Source organism: Rhodococcus sp. Leaf247 (assembly GCF_001426185.1).
Classification (GTDB): Bacteria; Actinomycetota; Actinomycetes; order Mycobacteriales; family Mycobacteriaceae; genus Rhodococcoides.
On sequence record NZ_LMRP01000003.1, the window covers coordinates 154,807 to 172,111 of the forward strand.

Sequence of the window (17,305 nt, forward strand, 5' to 3'; positions counted from 1 at the left end):
GCAGATATGTAATGGAAACTTTACTCGGACCGCTCGGTCGGGCCAGGTGAGCTGCCGCCGTACCCTGGAGGTCGTGGACACGATCGACCTCGTTACTCGGCGCACCTACGACGTGCGCACCTACGGCTGCCAGATGAACGTGCACGACTCCGAACGACTGTCCGGGCTCCTGGAGGAAGCGGGCTACTCGAAGGCTCCTTCCGGTACGGCGCCCGATCTCGTCGTCTTCAACACGTGCGCCGTGCGCGAGAACGCGGACAACAAGCTCTACGGGAACCTCGGTCAGCTGCGGCCCGCCAAGGACGACAACCCGGACATGCAGATCGCCGTGGGTGGATGCCTCGCGCAGAAGGACCGCGACACGGTGGTGAAGAAGGCGCCGTGGGTGGACGTCGTGTTCGGAACGCACAACATCGGCTCCCTCCCGGCTCTGCTGGATCGGGCGCGGCACAACCAGCGCGCCGAGGTCGAGATCCTGGAGTCGCTCGAGGCGTTCCCGTCGACGCTCCCGGCGAAGCGCGACTCCGCCTACTCGGGGTGGGTGTCCATCTCCGTGGGGTGCAACAACACGTGCACGTTCTGCATCGTGCCCGCGCTGCGCGGGAAGGAAGTGGACCGCCGGCCGGGCGACATCCTCGCCGAGGTGCAGGCGCTGGTCGACGAGGGCGTCCTCGAGGTGACCCTCCTCGGCCAGAACGTCAACGCCTACGGGGCGTCGTTCGCCGATCCGGAGCAGCCGCGTGACCGCGGAGCCTTCGCCTCTCTGCTGCGCGCGTGCGGAGAGATCGACGGGCTCGAACGCGTCCGCTTCACCTCGCCGCACCCGGCCGAGTTCACCGACGACGTGATCGAGGCCATGGCGTCGACACCCAACGTCTGCCCGACGCTGCACATGCCGCTGCAGTCGGGTTCCGATCGCATTCTTCGGGCGATGAAGCGTTCGTACCGCAAGGAGAAGTTCCTCGGCATCATCGAGCGTGTGCGCACCGCGATTCCGCACGCGTCGCTCACCACCGACATCATCGTCGGCTTCCCCGGCGAGACCGAAGAGGATTTCCAGGAGACCCTGGATGTGGTGCGCCGCGCCCGCTTCAGCAGCGCGTACACGTTCCAGTACTCCAAGCGTCCCGGAACCCCCGCCGCGGACATGGCCGATCAGGTGCCCAAAGCCGTCGTGCAGGAACGCTACGAGCGGCTCGCCGCTCTGCAGGAGGAGATCTCCCACGAGGAGAACCGCCGCGTCGTGGGCACCGAGGTGGAACTGCTCGTCGCCGACGGCGCCGGCCGGAAGAATGCGGCCACCGAGCGGATGAGCGGTCGGACCCGAGACGGTCGGCTCGTCCACTTCCTTCCGACCGGAGCCGTCGACAGGTCGATCCGTCCCGGAGACATCGTCGTCACGACCGTGACCGACGCCAAGCCGTACCACCTCGTGGCGGATGTACCCGTGCGTGTCCACCGCCGCACCACGGCGGGAGATCGCCACGAAGCGGGCACCATGCCCAAGACAGCACCGGTCGGAGTCGGGTTGGGGTTGCCGTCCATCGGCGCGCCCGCGGCCGAGCCGGTCACGACGATGGGATGTTCACTGTGAGTACAGATCCGACAGTCGGGTCCGATACGGCCGCCGCGGAGAAGAAGATCTCCGGGCGCATCGATCCCGGTGTCCGCGCGGTCGTCGTGGCCGTCGTCGTGCTGTTGCTGCTGCTGTCCTTCGCCCTGCCGCACACCGGCGCCGCGAACGCGTGGGACGTACTCGTCCACGACGACGACGCGGTCGCCGAGTCGGTGGCGCTGCCCTCACGCATCTTCGTGTGGCTGACCCTGGTCTTCGCGGTCGGCTTCTCCGCTCTGGCGCTGGTCACGCAGCGATGGGCGCTGGCCTGGGTAGCGCTCTACGGCTCGGGAGTCGCCACGGTGCTCGGTGTTCTCGCCATCTGGTCACGGCAGACGGTGCCGGCCACGGTAGTCGGTGCGGGACCCGGAATCGGCCTGGTGCTGGGCTGGCTGCTCGTCATCGTGCTCGCGTTCCACTGGTTCAAGGTGGTGTGGAACCGGTCCAACGCTCAGTGGGCTGCTGCGGCTGCGCGACGTGACGCCGCCGTCATGGACGACGCGCGGCGCGAGAACGTGCTGGACACGTCCCGGCGCCGCGCCGACTGATCGTCCGTCAGAGTTCGCCGAGTGCGCCCTCTGCGGCGTCCGCCCATTCCTGCCACTGGCGAGCCTGGGCGCGAGCCTTCTCGGCGTCCTTCGCCTTGCCCGCTGCCTCCGCCTTCTGGGCCTGCTCCTCGAACTGCGCCACGCGCTCCGTGAACTGAGCTGCGCGGGCCATCGCCTCGGGATCGGTGCGCCGCCATTCCGAGTCCGCGGCGTCGCGCACACGCTTCTCGATCGCCCGCAGCTTGCCCTCGAGGTCGTGCATCTTCTCGCGCGGGACCTTGCCGATGGCGTCCCACTTGTCCTGCAGGGTGCGCAGAGCGGCCTTCGCGGCGTCCATGTCCTTGGCCGGATCGATGTGCCCGGACTCCGCGAGCAACCGCTCCTTCGCCTCGGCGTTGGCCTCGAATTCGGCGTTCTGCTCGGACTGAGCTGCGTTGCGCGCAGCGAAGAAGACATCCTGTGCGCCCTTGAATTTCTGCCACAGCGTGTCGTCGGCGTCGCGCGGCGCACGTCCGGCCGCCTTCCACTCCGTCAACAGATCGCGGAACACCTGCGCCGTACCCACCCAGTCGGTGGACGACGACAACTCCTCGGCCTTGGCGACGAGCTCTTCCTTGCGCACCTTCGCGGAGCCGCGCTCGCGATCGAGATCCGCGAAGTGCGCACCGCGACGGCGGTTGAACGCCTCGCGGGCCTTCGAGTACCTCTTCCACAGGACGTCGTCGACCTTGCGGTCGACGCCGCGGATGGTCTTCCACTCCTCGAGGATCAGGCGCAGCCGATCTCCGGCGGCCTTCCACTGCGTGGACTCGTTACCGATCGTCTCGGCCTCCGCAGCGAGAGCCTCCTTGCGCGCGGTCGACTCGGTGCGCTCGGTGTCCTTGCGCTTGCGGTGCTCCACGGCGACGAGGTCGGCGTGCTCGATGACCGCCTGCAGCCGAGCCGCCAAGGCATCGATGTCGCCGATCACCGCAGCCGTCGGCAACGTCTCGGCCAGCGACACCGCGGCCGACTTCGTCTTCTTGGCATCGCCCGCGCCGGACGTGAGCCGCGCTTCGAGAAGAGCTACCTCGGTGGCGAGGTCGTCGTATCGCCGACCGAAGTGAGCGAGGCCCTCCGCGGCGTCGCCGGCCTGCCACGACCCGACGGTGCGCTCGCCGTCCGCGGTGCGGACCCACGCCGAGCCGTCCTCGTCGACGCGACCCCACCTGGCGGGGTCCGTCACGACGGGGGTGACGACGGGATGCGGCGCGTGGTGTGCGGGCACGTGAGGGGTGGGGTGAGACGGAGACGACTCGGTGCCGGAGGACCCGGGGCCCGACGAGTCCGCTGCCGGTTCGGTGCGGGGCGTCGCCGGTCGGGGTGCACCACCGGGGCGTGGTCCCGGTCGCGGGCCGGGCCTGGGCGCGGCCGACGGTGTCGCGCCCGTGGTGTCGGACGTCGCGGGCTCGGGTGAATTCGTGTCGGTCATGGTGTTCTCCGTCTCTGCCGCGCGTCACGGCTGCCTGGTACGCATGTCATCGGATGGCCGGCGAAGACCTCCGACGAGGTCGGCGGCGTGTCGACTCGCCCCCATTCAACCCCCTCGACGCCGGGACGACCATCGAAACACTGTCGACGGCGACAAAACGGCCGCCCGAGACCGGTCGACTACCGTGGCGTCCGTGCTGTCCGCCGTTGCCGTCGTCCCCTCGACTCCACTGTTGTCCGAGGCCCTCGCGGGCGCTGCGAGCGCCGAACTCGCCGATCTCCGCGCGGCGGTGCGAGCTGCCGGCGACGAGCTCCGGAGCGCATCGCAGACGTGGATCGCCGTCGGGTCGGCCGCGGCGACGTCGGTCGTGGATGCGTCGTCCGTCGGAACGTACGTCGGTTTCGGTGTGGACGTGGTGGTCTCGCTGTCGCCGGCGCAGGGCGAGCCGGATCGATCGATGGAGCTCGCTGCCCTCACTGCGGGACTGGTGCGCGGTCGGTGCGCTCCGGATCGGTCCGTCCCGACGTACCTCGTCGCGGTCGATGCGGACGCCGAGGAGTGCGCTCGCGTCGCGGCGTCGGTCCGCGCGGCGATCGACGAGGCACCGGGTCCGGTGGGCCTGTTGGTGATCGCCGACGGCTCGACGATGTTGACGGACAAGGCACCCGGTGCTTTCGACGACCGTGCCGAGGGCCTGCAACGCGTGATCGACGACGCCGTGGCGACAGCGGACACCGCGGCGCTGGGCGCTCTCGATATCGAGCTCTGCCGCGAGCTGGGGGTGGCAGGACGAGCAGCGTTGCAGGTCGCGGCCGCCGTCGTCGGGTCCACCTCCGCGACGGCCCGCACGCTTTACCGTGATGCGCCGTACGGCGTCGGCTACCACGTCGCGGTGTGGGCGGCGTGACGGCGCCGGTCGCGGTGATCGGCCCGACGGCGACGGGAAAGTCCGCGCTGGCGCTCGATCTCGCCGAGCACCTGGGCGGACACATCGTCAATGTGGATGCGATGCAACAGTATCGGGGTATGGACATCGGTACGGCCAAGACTGCCGTCGCGGAGCGGCGAGGGATCCCGCACCACCTCCTCGACGTTCTGTCCGTCACCGAGACCGCCACGGTGGCGGGGTACCAGGACGCCGCCGTGAGCCGGATCGAGGATCTGCTCTCTCGCGGCATCGTGCCGGTGATCGTCGGCGGTTCCATGATGTACGTGCAGGCCCTGGTGGATCAGTGGCAGTTCCCGGCAACGGATGCAACGCTCCGAGCGTCCCTCGAGGAGCGGCTCGCCGCCGAGGGTGTGACCGCCCTGCACGACGCGCTCGCACTCGTCGATCCTGCTGCGGCGTCGTCCATCCTCCCGACGGACGGTCGGCGGATCGTGCGGGCGCTCGAGGTGGTCGAGCTGACCGGGCAGCCCTTCGCCGCGTCGGCACCCGTCATCGGTGCGCCGCCGCGGTGGGGCACGGTCCTGCTCGGGATCGACCGCGAGACCGAGGAATTGGACGCACGTATCGCTCGACGCACCGACGAGATGTTCGCCGAGGGATTCGTGGCGGAGGTGGAATCGCTGGTGGACTCCGGTCTCCGCGAGGGTGTGACGGCTCGCCGCGCGATCGGCTACTCCCAGATACTCGACCTCCTGGACGGCGCGATCGACATCGATCGGGCACGCGAACTGACGTTCGTCGGTACCCGACGCTATGTTCGGCGCCAACGGTCCTGGTTCCATCGGGACCCGCGCATCACGTGGTTGCGCGGAGGCGACGCCGATCTGCTCGGCGCGGCATTGGGGCACATCGGAAGGTCGGAAAATGCATGAGTGACTCGGTGGTCATGTCGCGTGGAGCACGGTTCCAGCAGTGGCAGTCCTACCTCGTGACGCGGAGCAAGCGGTCGAAGGCGGGGGTCTTCCTCGTGCAGGGAGTGCGCCCGATCACCGTGGCGGTCGAGCAGGACTGGCCGCTGGAATCGGTGCTGTACCGATCGGGCGGGTCGTTGTCGGCGTGGGCGACCGCGACCGTGGACACGTGCCGCGCCGCCGGTGCGGACGCCGTCGCCGTGGCTCCCGAACTCATGGCCGAGTTGGGGGAGCGGCCGGACCAGCCGCCCGAGGTGCTCCTCGTCGCGCACTCCCGGCTCGAGGACCTCGCCCGGTGGACACCCGACGGTGACGCTCCCGTCGTCGTGGCGTTCGACAGACCGTCGTCACCCGGCAACCTCGGCACCCTCATCAGATCATCCGACGCGTTCTCCGCGGCCGGAGTGCTGGTCAGCGGCCACGCGGCCGATCCTTTCGATCCCGCCTGCGTCCGCGCGACCACAGGATCGCTGTTCGCGATGCCCGTCGCATCGGTCCAGAGCCCGGACGAGGTGCTCGCCTTCGTCCGACGGCTCCGCGACAGGGGCACCCCGATGACCGTCGTCGGGACCGACGAGAGCGGTGAGGTCGCGATCGACGAGCACGACTTCACCGGAGGCACCGTTCTGGTGGTCGGGAACGAGACGCGGGGGATGAGTGCCGCATGGCGCGACGCGTGCGACGTCGTGGTGTCCATCCCCATCGGTGGGTCGGCGAGTTCGCTCGGCGCGCCGTCCGCCGGCGCGGTGGGCCTGTACGAGATCGCCCGGCAGCGCCTTCGGCGCTGACCTGATGGGAGACTGGACGCATGCAGTTCACCAAGGGACACGGGACGCAGAACGACTTCGTCGTGCTGCCGGACCCGGATGCGCTCCTCGATCTGACCGTTCGTCGTGTCGCGACACTGTGTGACCGTCCTGCGGGCATCGGAGCGGACGGTGTCCTCCGGGTCGCACGCAGCGGCGCGTTGGTCGAGCGCGGAATCCTCGATGCGCTGCCCGACGGTGTCTCGTCCGACGACTGGTTCATGGACTACCGCAACGGCGACGGATCGATCGCGGAGATGTGCGGCAACGGTGTGCGGGTCTTCTCGCACTACGTGCGCGCATCGGGTCTGGTCACCTCCGACCGGTTCGTGGTGGGTTCGCGAGCCGGCGGGAAGCCGGCGGTCGTGCATTCCCACGACGCCACCGACGCCGAGGTGACGGTCGAGATGGGCGCCGTGCGGGTGTTCGAGTCCTCGGAGGCCGTCGTCGGCGAGCGGACGTTCACGGGCCTGGGAGTCGACGTCGGGAACCCCCACCTGGTTTGTGTGTCCGCGGACCTGGAGGGCGACGCGCTCGGATCGCTGGATCTGAGCCGTCAGCCCGGTTTCGACGAAGCCGTCTACCCGCACGGTGTGAACATCGAGTTCGTCACCGTCCCGAAGGACGGCCACGTGAGCATGCGAGTCCACGAGCGAGGCGTCGGAGAGACCCGGTCGTGCGGGACCGGAATAGTCGCCGCAGCGGTGGCGGCCCTGCGCCACGACGGGTCGGGCGACGGAGAGCTGACCGTGCACGTCCCCGGGGGGACGGTGTCGGTGCGCGTCTCGGACGGAGCGGCGTGGATGCGCGGTCCGTCGGTTCTGGTGGCCTCGGGCGAGATTTCCGACTCGTGGTGGGTAGGCCTCGAACAATGACAGTGCGCAACGGGGGTTTTTCGTGGATCATGGATCTCGTATGACGACAACGAATGCATCGGCCCCGAAGTCCGACACGACAGCGGCCGACACGACAGAACCCCATTCCGAGCACGACGCCGAGTGGTCCACCGGCGACATGCAGCTCGACGACCGCAGCGCGCTCAGACGCGTAGCAGGTCTCTCCACCGAACTCACCGACGTCACCGAGGTCGAATACCGCCAGCTGCGCCTCGAGCGCGTCGTGCTGGTCGGTGTGTGGACCAGCGGTTCCGCCGAAGAGGCGGAGTCGAGCATGACCGAACTCGCAGCACTGGCCGAGACCGCAGGGTCCGAGGTGCTCGAGGGACTCGTCCAACGACGCGACCGCCCCGATGCGTCCACCTACATCGGTTCGGGCAAAGCGAAGGAACTGCGCGAGGTAGTCATCGCTACCGGCGCCGACACCGTCGTCTGCGACGGTGAGCTGACCCCCGCGCAGCTGACGGCGCTGGAGAAGATCGTCAAGGTCAAGGTCATCGACCGGACTGCACTGATCCTCGACATCTTCGCTCAGCACGCGTCGTCCCGTGAGGGCAAGGCGCAGGTCGCTCTCGCTCAGATGGAGTACATGCTTCCCCGACTCCGAGGCTGGGGTGAGTCGATGTCGCGCCAGGCGGGTGGTCGCGCCGGCAGCAACGGCGGCGTGGGTCTGCGTGGTCCCGGTGAAACGAAGATCGAGACCGACCGACGACGCATTCGTGAGCGCATGGCCAAGCTGCGTCGGGAGATCCGCGGGATGAAGCAGGCGCGCGACACCAAGCGTGAGCGTCGGCTGACCAGCAACGTGCCGTCCATTGCCATCGTGGGGTACACGAACGCGGGCAAGTCCTCGCTGCTGAACTCGCTCACCGGGTCCGGTGTGCTGGTGCAGAACGCGCTCTTCGCCACGCTCGATCCGACCACTCGCAAGGCCACCCTGGAGGACGGACGCGAGTGCGTCCTCACCGACACCGTCGGATTCGTGCGGCATCTGCCGACGCAACTGGTCGAAGCGTTCCGGTCGACCTTGGAAGAGGTCACCGACGCCGACCTGCTGCTCCACGTCGTCGACGGTTCCGATCCTCTGCCGGTGGGTCAGATCGAAGCGGTGCGGGAGGTGATCGTCTCCGTCGTGCGCGAGCAGAACACGGTTGCTCCGGAGGAGCTGATCGTGGTCAACAAGATCGACGCCGCCGATCCGGTGACGCTCACTCAGCTCCGCGGGCTGCTTCCCGGCGCGGTGTTCGTGTCGGCGAAGACCGGTGAGGGCATCGAGGAGCTGCGCACACGTCTCGGTGAGCTGGTGCGTCCGCCCGAGGTCTCGGTCAGCGTGCTGGTCCCGTACGACCGGGGTGACCTGGTGTCGCGGATCCACGCGGACGGCCGCATCGCGAGCACGACCCACGAGGACGGAGGCACACGCATCGATGCGACCGTGCCGACGGCTCTGGCGTCGCAGCTCACGAGCTTCGCGTACAGCGCTTGACGCCCCGCGTCGTCCCCGTCCTGTGCGCGGCGGCAGTGACGCTGCTCGTGGCGTCCCCGGCCGCGGCGCAGACGGATGACGGCGGCGCCGAGCAGTACTGTCTCCCCACCGATCCGGGTCTGTCGGAGCTGTCCGGTCTGACCGTTCTCGACGGGTCGCTGTACGGCATCGGCGACAGCGGCGCGGACGATCGCGTCGCCCGGATGGATGCCGAGTGCGCTGTGGCCCAGTGGCTTCCGAACCCCGTCGATCCCTACGACGTGGAGGATCTCTCCTCCCACGACGGGTCGCTGTGGCTGGCCGACATCGGCGACAACGACCGACGTCGTGACGCTGTGGCGTTGACGCGCATGGATCCGGCGCAGGGCGGTGCGGGTGAACTCCACCGCCTGACCTATCCGGACGGGGCGCACGACGCCGAAGCGTTGCTCATCGGTGGCGACGGCCGACCCGTCGTCGTCACCAAGGACGGTCTCGGTACCGGCGGTGTCTACACCACGGACACGCGGGTGTCGGATCTCGCGAGTCCCGGCCCCACCCCCTTGCGACGCGTCGCGGACTTCGCCCCGGCCGCCACCACCAGCCCCGGCGGCCCGCCGCTTCTCGACGGCAGTCGACTGGTGACAGGTGGCGCCGTGAGTTCCGACGGGACGGTCGCCGCGGTGCGTACCTACACCGATCTCTACCTGTGGCCGGTGTCCGACGGCGATGTCGCACAAGCTCTGTCGACAGCACCGTCGTCCGTGACCGCGCTCCCGCCGCAGCCGCAGGGTGAGGCCCTCGCATTCACCGAGGACGGCGACCTGCTGCTCGGCTCGGAGCAGGGTGTCGACACGGCAGCGGCGCTGCCCGCGGTGCTCTTCGTCAGGGACGCGGTGTCCCTGGCCGGATCCGCCACGTCTGCCTCCGACCCAGAGCAGATGTCGACGGACGCCCCCGCCGAACCCACCGGGTCCATCCTGATCCCGTTGATCGCCGCTGCCGCGTCGGTAGGCGTCGTCGTGCTGGTCACGGCCCTGCTGGTACGTCGCCTCTTCCGGTCCCGCTGACAGCAGTCGAGCCCCACTCCGGGTTCGGAGTGGGGCTCGGCTGCTGTGCCGGTGAGGTCAGGCGTCGAGATCCGAGGCGACGAGGCCCGCGATCTTGTCCAACGTCGCCTGGTCGTCACTGGTGATCGTCACCTCGGTGCCCTTGGTGGCTCCGAGCGTCATGATCATCAGTGCCGATCCTCCGTCGACGGCCTCTTCGCCGTCGACCTCGAGGGTGACGTCGACACCGGAATCGGCGACTGCTTCGGCGATGACGGCGGCGGGGCGAGCGTGCAGGCCGATGGCGGATCCGACTGCGACCGTGGTGCTGGGCATCGTGGTGATCTCCTTCTTCGTCTGGTGAGTGCTGCTGTCGATAGTGCCAGCTGCGAGGGTGCTGACGTGGGTGTCAGGCTGCGACGGCGACCGGCTCGTCGATGATCTCGGCGGGCTTCTTGCCGGCGAACTGCTTGGCGGCAGTGATCAGGGCCGCGGAAACCGCGGTGCCGATCGCCAGTGCCAGCAGGAACAGGAAGAAGTTGTTCATGGCGAAGAACACGAGCAGTCCGCCGTGGGGCGCGCTGAGCGTGGTGCCGAAGGACATGATCAGCGCACCGGTCACGGCACCGCCGGCCATCATCGAGGGGATGACGCGCAGCGGGTCGGTCGCGGCGAACGGGATCGCACCTTCGGAGATGAACGCAGCTCCGAGAAGCCATGCAGCCTTGCCGTTCTCACGCTCGGCCTCGCTGTAGAGTTTCGGACGCAGGGTGGACGACAGAGCCATGGCGAGTGGGGGAACCATGCCGGCAGCCATGACGGCGGCCATGATGCGCAGCGATGCCTCGTTGTCGACGCTGAGGCCGGCGGTGGCGAAGGCGTAGGCGGCCTTGTTCACGGGTCCACCGAGGTCGAAGCACATCATGAGACCCAGGATGATGCCCAGGATGATGACCGACGAGCCCGAGAGACCGTTGAGGAAGTTGGTCAGGCCGGTGGTGATGGCGGCGAGCGGGCGACCCAGTACGAGGAACATCAGACCGCCGACGACGAGGGTCGCTCCCAGCGGGATGATGACGACGGGCATCAGGCCACGCAGCCACGGCGGCACCGCGATCCGGCTGATCCAGAGTGCGACGAAGCCGGCGATGAGACCACCGACGAGGCCACCGATGAAGCCGGCGCCGACGAACAGGGCCACCGCACCGGCAGTGAAGCCGGGGGCGATACCGGGACGATCCGCGATGGCGAAGGCGATGTAGCCGGACAGGGCCGGGACCAGGAAGCCGAAGGCCAAGCCGCCGAGCTGGAACAGCACCGCGCCGATGAAGATGCGGAGTCCACCGTCGGGCAGGTTGGTCAGGCTGTTGTTGGTCATGATGTCCTCGGCGACACCCTTGATCTCGTATCCACCGAGAAGGAAGCCGAGGGCGATGAGGAGTCCGCCGGCAGCGACGAACGGAATCATGTAGCTGACACCGGTCAGCAGGATCTGGCGCAACCGGGTGCCCCAGCCGAGACCACCGGCAGCGGCGGCAGCCGACGCTCCCGGTGCGGTGCCCGAGACACGTGCGGCATTCGGGTCACCGCCGGCGCGCAGAGCCTCGGCGACCATCTTGTCGGGCTCGTTGATCGCGCGCTTGACGCCGGATTCGATGACGGGCTTGCCCGCGAAACGCTCGCGACCCTTCACGCCCACGTCGGTGGCGAAGATGACGGCCTCGGCGGAGGCGATGAGTGCCGGGTCCAGAGCAGTGGAGCCGCTCGAGCCCTGCGTCTCGACGTGCACGGTGACGCCCGCACGGTCGCCGGCGTCCTTGAGGGAGTCGGCAGCCATGTAGGTGTGAGCGATGCCGGTGGGGCATGCGGTGATCGCGACGATGTGCTTGGCAGCGTCCGCCGTGGCGGTCGGAGCGGGAGGCGCGGTCTTCGTGGTGGTTACGGGGGCAGCGGCCTTCGGGGCTTTCGGGGCCAGGACGCCCTCGACCAGTGCGACGACGTCGGCGGGGGTGGCGGCCTCGCGCAACGACGTCACGAACGCCGGCTTGACCAGGGCGCGTGCCAGCGAGGACAGCAGCTTCATGTGTTCCGCGCCTGCGCCGTCCGGTGCGGCGATGAGGAAGACGAGGTCTGCGTCGCCGTCGGGTGCGCCGAACTCGACCTTCGGGTTCAGTCGGGCGAAGCCCAGCGATGCCGTGGTGACGGCGGCGGACCGGCAGTGCGGGATCGCGATGCCGCCGGGCAGGCCGGTGGCCGACTGCGCCTCACGAGCCATCGCGGCGTCGCGCAGGGCGTCGGCATCCGATGCACGGCCCGCATCGGTGAGGACGCGAGCGAGGCGGGCGATGACATCGTCCTTCGTCGAGCCGAGATCGGCGTCGAGCAGGATGAGGTCCTCGGCGATGATGCCGGGCTTGGCATCGTGAGCCGTGGTGGGACTGGACATGTCGTTTCCTCTGTAGGTGAAGTGGAGCGGCGGGATCAGGACTGGGGTACGGCGGGTGACGAGTCGAGGGTGTGAACGGGAACGGCGGTGATGTCGACGTCGGACGGCGTCGGCAATCGGGTGCCGGGTAGGGCCGCGGCTGCGGATCCGTAGGCGACGGCCCGGGCGAGTCGACCGGCACCGTCCTCGCCGTCGAGATCGGCCAGGATGTATCCGGCCAACGACGAGTCGCCCGCGCCGACGGTGCTTCGCGGGGTGATCGGGGGAGGGGTGGCGAACCACGACCCTGTCGCGGTGACCAGAACGGCCCCGGACCCACCGAGTGTCGCCAGGACGGCAGCCACTCCGCGGTCGACGAGCACGCGCGCGGCCTCGACGGTGGGGTACGGGTCACCTTGTGCGGCACTGGCTTCGAGCATGGCGCCGTCGTGACCGGTGAGGTGCGCGAGTTCTTCCGCGTTCGGCTTGATCAGATCGGGTGCCGTCGACGGGAAGCCGGCGGCGAGCGCGGTGAGGGGATCGTCGGAGGTGTCCACGGCAACCTTCGCCGACACCTCGCGAAGCGCGGTGACCAGGCGGCCGTACCAGGTGGCGTCGACTCCCGGCGGAATCGAGCCCGACAGGACCACCCAGTCCGCACGCTGCGCCAGATCGAGTACCGACGCCATGAGCGCGTCGACGGTTTCGGGAGCGAGGCCGGCGCCCGGCTCGTTGATCTTGGTCGTCGTGCCGTCGGGCTCGCTGATGGTCAGGTTGGTGCGTGCGATACCCGAGGTGGGCACCGCGTGGTAACGCACGCCCAGGATGCCGAGAGCTCCGAGCAGCGGATCGGTCCCGCTGCACGGCAGCACGGCCGTGGCCGTTCGACCGGCGGACGTGACGACTCGCGCGACGTTGACGCCCTTACCGCCGGGTTCCGTCGTGGTCGTCGCGCTGCGGTGCACGGAGCCGCGCACGAGCGGAGCGTCGAGAGTGACCGTGCGGTCCATGCTGGGGTTGGCCGTCAGGGTGAGGATCATGCGACCACCACCTCCAATCCGTGTTGCTGCAGACGGGTGCAGTCGGTGTCGGTGATGCCGTCGTCGGTGACGAGGACGTCCACACAGTCCAGTGCGGCGAAGGACATGAAGAACTGGAGGCCGATCTTGGCCGAGTCGGTGACGACGACGACGCGATCCGCGGACCCGACCATCGCGCGCTTGACGGCGGCCTCGTCGGTGTCGGGGGTGGAGAGGCCGTGCGCGACGCTGATCGCGTTGGTGCCCATGAAGGCGACGTCGACGCGAACGGTTCCGAGGACGCGGAGTGTGTCCTCGCCGACGGTGGCCTGGGTGACGCCGCGGACCCGACCACCGAGCAGGTGCAGGTCCAGCGAGGGCACCGCGGCGAGTCGGGTCGCGATGGGCAGCGAGTTGGTGACGACGGTCAGGTCCGAGTCGACCGGGATCAGCGCGGCCAGACGGCCCGTCGTAGTGCCCGCGTCGAGGGCGATGGACCCACCCGCGGGCGGAAGGAACGCGACGGCTGCAGCAGCGATGCGGTCCTTCTCCCTGGTGCGGGTGTGCTCGCGCTCGGCCATACCGGGCTCGACGGCGGTGACCGACGTGGCGGGAACTGCGCCCCCGTGGACGCGGCGTACGACACCCATGCGGTCGAGCGAGGCCAGGTCGCGACGCACCGTCTCGGTGGTCACCCCGAAGGTGTCGGCCAGGTCGGCAACGGAGACGCGGCCGCGTTGACCGATGAGGCCGGCGATGGCGTTCTGGCGTTCCTCTGCGTACATCGTGTTCACCGCCCCTCCGTCCGACCCGTTGTTTCACTGTTGGTTTATGTTGTTTTACGCCCGTCTCTGTTGACATGTCAAGAGGTTCGAGTAATCTGAATCACAGAAGTTGTCGCGGGAGACGCGACACACAGCGGTCGGCGAGACGCCCCCGCACCCACTCGGTAGCAGGAGGAACCAGATGACGGGATCGGTCACCGTGAACGACGCACAGCCGACGGCGCACGTGCAGGGAACGCCGGTCGTGCCCGGGGTCGGATACGGGCCCGTCGTCCGCCCGGCACCGCGACCCTCGCGGCCCGACACGGCTACCGAGATCGCCGAGGACGCACGCGACGCGGAGAAGGAGCGCTTCCGTGCCGCGGCAGCCGAGGTCGGCCGACGCCTGCAGGCTCGCGCTGCGCTGGCGACAGGATCGGCCTCCGAGGTACTCGCCGCCAACGCCGCGATGGCCGAGGACCGCGGGTGGATCGGCGCCGGCGTCAAAGCCATCGGCAAGGGCTCGGACGCCGCCTTCGCCGCTGTCACCGCGACGGATCAGTTCGTCGCGATGTTCGCCAAGCTCGGTGGCCGGATGGCCGAGCGCATCACCGACCTCATGGACATCTGCGACCGCGTGATCGCCGAACTGTCCGACCTCCCCGAGCCGGGCATCCCCACCCCGTCCCAGCCGTCCGTGCTCCTGGCGGACGACCTCGCGCCCGCCGACACCGCCGGTCTCGACGCGTCTCTCGTCGTCGGACTGGCGACCTCGCTCGGCGGCCCCACCAGTCACACCGCGATCATCGCCCGCCAGCTCGGTATTCCGTGCATCGTCGCGGCGACCGGCCTCGACGACGTCGCCGTCGGAACGCTCGTCATGGTCGACGGCACCACCGGGCGCATCGACATCGAGCCCGATCCGTCGACAGCGCGTGCCGCCGTACAAGATTCGTCCGTGCACCTCGCCGAGGTCGCCGGCTGGAGCGGTCCCGGACAGACCTCCGACGGCCACCGCGTCGACATCCTCGCCAACGTGCAGGACGGCGCGGGAGCACGAGCGGCCCGGTCCACCGCCGCCGACGGTGTGGGCCTGTTCCGCACCGAGCTCAGCTTCCTCGACCGCGACGTCGAGCCCACCGTCGACGAGCAGGCCTCCATCTACGCCGAGGTACTCGACGCCTTCGACGGATCGAAAGTGGTCGTCCGCACGCTCGACGCCGGTTCCGACAAGCCGCTGCGCTTCGCGAACCACGCTGACGAGGCCAACCCGGCGCTCGGCGTCCGCGGCATCCGGATCGCCGAGGGCAACCGCGGCATCCTGCATCGCCAACTCGACGCCATCGCGGCCGCCGCGGCGTCGACGGCGTCCTCCCCGTGGGTGATGGCCCCGATGATCGCCACGTCCGCCGAGGCGCAGGCCTTCGCCGCCGACGTGCGCGAGCGCGGACTCACTCCCGGCGTCATGATCGAGGTCCCCGCCGCAGCGCTACTCGCGGACCGCATCCTCGATCACGTCGACTTCCTGTCCATCGGCACCAACGACCTCGCGCAGTACACGATGGCAGCCGACCGGATGTCCGCCGATCTCGCGGCGCTGACCGACCCGTGGCAGCCCGCTGTTCTCACGCTGGTCGCGCACGCAGCGAAAGCCGGTGCAGCAGTGAACAAGCCCGTCGGGGTCTGCGGTGAGGCCGCAGCCGACCCGCTTCTCGCCTGCGTCCTCGTCGGCTTCGGGGTCACCTCGCTCTCGGCAGCGTCGGCCGCCGTCGCCGGTGTCGGTGCGAAGCTCGGCACGGTCACCCTCGACCAGTGCCGCGCGGCGGCCGAGGCCGTTCTGTCCACCTCGAGCCCCGCCGAAGCACGTCAGATCGCGTCCAGCCTGCTGGGGTGACGAGGCCCGACCCCCTTCGACCGGCCTCCGGCCTTCCCGCGTGACATCATTTCCGCCGTGACGACAACTCGATCCAGGCAGTTCTTCCCTCGCTGGTCCGTCCATGGCGACGGTCGCACCGTGGCACCCGACGCCGTGGTCGCACCGGACGAGCGGTTGTCCTGGCCGCGCACGGTGGGAATCGGGATGCAGCACGTCGTCGCGATGTTCGGCGCCACTCTGCTGGTTCCGACGATCACCGGGTTCCCGGTCACGACGACGCTGTTCTTCTCCGGACTCGGTACCGCCCTGTTCCTGCTGATCACACGCGGCCGGCTGCCCAGCTACCTCGGGTCGTCGTTCGCCTTCATCGCACCGCTCGCCGCCACGGCGGGCGACGGTGCTGCCGTGCAACTCGGCGCAGTCCTGGTGGTCGGCGTCGCGCTGGCCGCCGTGGGCGTCGTCGTCAAGATCGCGGGCAGCAAAGCCCTCGACGCTGTGATGCCTCCGTTGGTCACCGGCGCCATCGTCGCGCTGATCGGCTTCAACCTCGCGTCCACCGCCACGACGTCGTACGAAGCTCAGCCGCTGGTGGCCACCGTGACGCTGGTCGTCGTCCTGTTGGTGACCGTCGCGGTTCCGGGGCTCATCGGGCGCCTCGGCATCCTGGTCGGCGTCGTCGTGGGGTGGGTGTTCGGAGCACTGACCGGTGCGGTGGACCCCCTGCGGATGGATGCCCTGCGCGAGGCGTCGTGGTTCGGTGCTCCCGAGTTCACCGGCCCGACCTTCCAGCTCTCGGCCATCCTGGTCGCGTTGCCCGTCGTCGTGGTGCTGGTTGCCGAGAACGTCGGACACGTCAAGGCCGTCGCCGCGATGACCGGCAGGCCTCTCGACGACGTCGCCGGCGACGCCCTGATCGCGGACGGTGTCGCCACGGCGCTCGCCGGAGCAGGTGGCGGATCAGGCACCACGACCTACGCGGAAAACATCGGCGTCATGGCCGCGACGCGCGTGTACTCGACCGCCGCCTACTGGGTTGCTGCGATCACCGCGCTGGTCCTGGCGTTCTCGCCGAAGTTCGGCGCCCTCATCTTCACCGTCCCCAGCGGAGTCATCGGCGGCGCGACATTGGTGCTGTACGGCTTGATCGGCCTTCTCGGCGTCCGCATCTGGCAGGAGGCGGGCATCGACTTCACCAAACCCGTCAACCTCATGGTCGCGGCCGCAGCACTCGTCGCCGGTGTCGGTGACCTGACGTTGACCATCGGGTCCGTCGAACTCGGCGGAATCGTGTGGGGCTCGCTCGGCATCCTCGTCGCCTACCCACTGCTGCGTGTGCTGTCGGAGCGCCGACGAGACTGATCGGTCCGTGAGACGCTGAGGTGGTGAGTCACCCGCCGCTGGAGCCCATGCGCCCCGTCAGTGTGGCGCCCGACCAGTGGCAGTCCGTGCCTGCGTGGAAGACACTGCTGGTCCTCGCAGTGTCTGCCTCGGCAGCCGCGTCAACGCTCGCG

15 protein-coding genes are annotated in these 17,305 nt (G+C 69.2%); 10 read left to right on the forward strand and 5 right to left on the reverse strand.

What is annotated here, in order from left to right:
* Positions 1–73 precede the first annotated feature (73 nt).
* Complete coding sequence (gene miaB, locus ASG64_RS16025) at positions 74–1,594, forward strand: tRNA (N6-isopentenyl adenosine(37)-C2)-methylthiotransferase MiaB (RefSeq protein WP_056074576.1); 1,521 nt, start codon at positions 74–76, stop codon at positions 1,592–1,594.
* Positions 1,582–2,163, forward strand: coding sequence for an Rv2732c family membrane protein (locus ASG64_RS16030; RefSeq protein WP_056074578.1), 582 nt, complete (start codon positions 1,582–1,584; stop codon positions 2,161–2,163). Before miaB ends, ASG64_RS16030 begins: the two co-directional genes overlap by 13 nt.
* Positions 2,164–2,170: 7 nt before the next feature.
* On the opposite strand, the gene ASG64_RS16035 is transcribed toward ASG64_RS16030, so the two are convergent.
* Entirely contained in the window at positions 2,171–3,634 is a 1,464-nt protein-coding gene (locus ASG64_RS16035; RefSeq protein ID WP_056074580.1) for a DUF349 domain-containing protein, read from the reverse strand.
* A 193-nt stretch (positions 3,635–3,827) separates the two neighbouring features.
* Between ASG64_RS16035 and ASG64_RS16040 the strand changes: the two genes are divergently transcribed.
* Genes ASG64_RS16040 through ASG64_RS16065 form a run of 6 tightly spaced genes read left to right on the forward strand, consistent with a single transcriptional unit; the run spans position 3,828 to position 9,731 of the window.
* Positions 3,828–4,541: a hypothetical protein gene (locus tag ASG64_RS16040; protein ID WP_235579633.1), complete on the forward strand. Its 714-nt coding sequence runs from the start codon at positions 3,828–3,830 to the stop codon at positions 4,539–4,541.
* Positions 4,538–5,455, forward strand: a complete 918-nt coding sequence (gene miaA / locus ASG64_RS16045) for a tRNA (adenosine(37)-N6)-dimethylallyltransferase MiaA (protein ID WP_056075083.1) — start codon at positions 4,538–4,540, stop codon at positions 5,453–5,455. The genes ASG64_RS16040 and miaA overlap by 4 nt, the downstream gene beginning before the upstream one ends.
* The gene (locus ASG64_RS16050) at positions 5,452–6,282 is read left to right on the forward strand and encodes a TrmH family RNA methyltransferase (RefSeq protein WP_056074584.1); all 831 of its coding nucleotides are present in this window, start codon (positions 5,452–5,454) and stop codon (positions 6,280–6,282) included. Before miaA ends, ASG64_RS16050 begins: the two co-directional genes overlap by 4 nt.
* Positions 6,283–6,302: 20 nt before the next feature.
* Positions 6,303–7,175, forward strand: coding sequence for a diaminopimelate epimerase (dapF, locus tag ASG64_RS16055; protein WP_056074586.1), 873 nt, complete (start codon positions 6,303–6,305; stop codon positions 7,173–7,175).
* Between the two features lie 40 nt (positions 7,176–7,215).
* The gene (gene hflX / locus ASG64_RS16060; protein WP_042572615.1) at positions 7,216–8,682 is read left to right on the forward strand and encodes a GTPase HflX; all 1,467 of its coding nucleotides are present in this window, start codon (positions 7,216–7,218) and stop codon (positions 8,680–8,682) included.
* A complete protein-coding gene (locus ASG64_RS16065; protein WP_056074588.1) occupies positions 8,679–9,731 on the forward strand; it encodes a hypothetical protein in 1,053 nt (350 codons plus the stop codon). The genes hflX and ASG64_RS16065 overlap by 4 nt, the downstream gene beginning before the upstream one ends.
* A gap of 57 nt (positions 9,732–9,788) precedes the next feature.
* Here the strand turns inward: ASG64_RS16065 and ASG64_RS16070 are convergent, their stop codons facing one another.
* From ASG64_RS16070 to ASG64_RS16085, 4 genes are all read right to left on the reverse strand, one after another.
* The gene (locus tag ASG64_RS16070) at positions 9,789–10,046 is read right to left on the reverse strand and encodes an HPr family phosphocarrier protein (RefSeq protein WP_042572616.1); all 258 of its coding nucleotides are present in this window, start codon (positions 10,044–10,046) and stop codon (positions 9,789–9,791) included.
* Positions 10,047–10,119: 73 nt separating this feature from the next.
* Positions 10,120–12,156 carry a PTS fructose transporter subunit IIABC gene (locus ASG64_RS16075; protein WP_056074594.1) on the reverse strand — a complete coding sequence of 679 codons (2,037 nt, stop codon included), beginning with the start codon at positions 12,154–12,156 and terminating at the stop codon, positions 10,120–10,122.
* 35 nt (positions 12,157–12,191) lie between these two features.
* Positions 12,192–13,175, reverse strand: a complete 984-nt coding sequence (locus tag ASG64_RS16080; RefSeq protein ID WP_056074596.1) for a 1-phosphofructokinase family hexose kinase — start codon at positions 13,173–13,175, stop codon at positions 12,192–12,194.
* Positions 13,172–13,939 (reverse strand): DeoR/GlpR family DNA-binding transcription regulator, encoded by a 768-nt coding sequence (locus ASG64_RS16085; RefSeq protein WP_042572724.1) that lies wholly within the window; start codon positions 13,937–13,939, stop codon positions 13,172–13,174. The genes ASG64_RS16080 and ASG64_RS16085 overlap by 4 nt, the downstream gene beginning before the upstream one ends.
* Before the next feature lie 181 nt (positions 13,940–14,120).
* Here ASG64_RS16085 and ASG64_RS16090 point away from each other — a divergent pair, with 181 nt between their 5' ends.
* Together ASG64_RS16090 and ASG64_RS16095 are read left to right on the forward strand one after the other, a co-directional pair.
* Positions 14,121–15,812, forward strand: a complete 1,692-nt coding sequence (locus ASG64_RS16090; protein ID WP_042572619.1) for a phosphoenolpyruvate--protein phosphotransferase — start codon at positions 14,121–14,123, stop codon at positions 15,810–15,812.
* Positions 15,813–15,869: 57 nt separating this feature from the next.
* Positions 15,870–17,153 (forward strand): uracil-xanthine permease family protein, encoded by a 1,284-nt coding sequence (locus ASG64_RS16095; RefSeq protein WP_056074598.1) that lies wholly within the window; start codon positions 15,870–15,872, stop codon positions 17,151–17,153.
* The last annotated feature ends 152 nt before the right edge of the window (positions 17,154–17,305 follow it).

Excerpts from the sequence above, each read along its gene's own strand:
- ASG64_RS16075 (WP_056074594.1), bottom strand. The coding sequence starts at position 12,156 with ATGTCCAGTCCCACCACGGCTCACGATGCCAAGCCCGGCATCATCGCC.
- ASG64_RS16050 (WP_056074584.1), top strand. The coding sequence starts at position 5,452 with ATGAGTGACTCGGTGGTCATGTCGCGTGGAGCACGGTTCCAGCAGTGG.
- ASG64_RS16085 (WP_042572724.1), bottom strand. The coding sequence starts at position 13,939 with ATGTACGCAGAGGAACGCCAGAACGCCATCGCCGGCCTCATCGGTCAA.
- dapF (WP_056074586.1), top strand. The coding sequence starts at position 6,303 with ATGCAGTTCACCAAGGGACACGGGACGCAGAACGACTTCGTCGTGCTG.
- ASG64_RS16070 (WP_042572616.1), bottom strand. The coding sequence starts at position 10,046 with ATGCCCAGCACCACGGTCGCAGTCGGATCCGCCATCGGCCTGCACGCT.
- ASG64_RS16080 (WP_056074596.1), bottom strand. The coding sequence starts at position 13,175 with ATGATCCTCACCCTGACGGCCAACCCCAGCATGGACCGCACGGTCACT.
- ASG64_RS16090 (WP_042572619.1), top strand. The coding sequence starts at position 14,121 with ATGACGGGATCGGTCACCGTGAACGACGCACAGCCGACGGCGCACGTG.
- ASG64_RS16030 (WP_056074578.1), top strand. The coding sequence starts at position 1,582 with ATGTTCACTGTGAGTACAGATCCGACAGTCGGGTCCGATACGGCCGCC.
- ASG64_RS16035 (WP_056074580.1), bottom strand. The coding sequence starts at position 3,634 with ATGACCGACACGAATTCACCCGAGCCCGCGACGTCCGACACCACGGGC.
- hflX (WP_042572615.1), top strand. The coding sequence starts at position 7,216 with ATGACGACAACGAATGCATCGGCCCCGAAGTCCGACACGACAGCGGCC.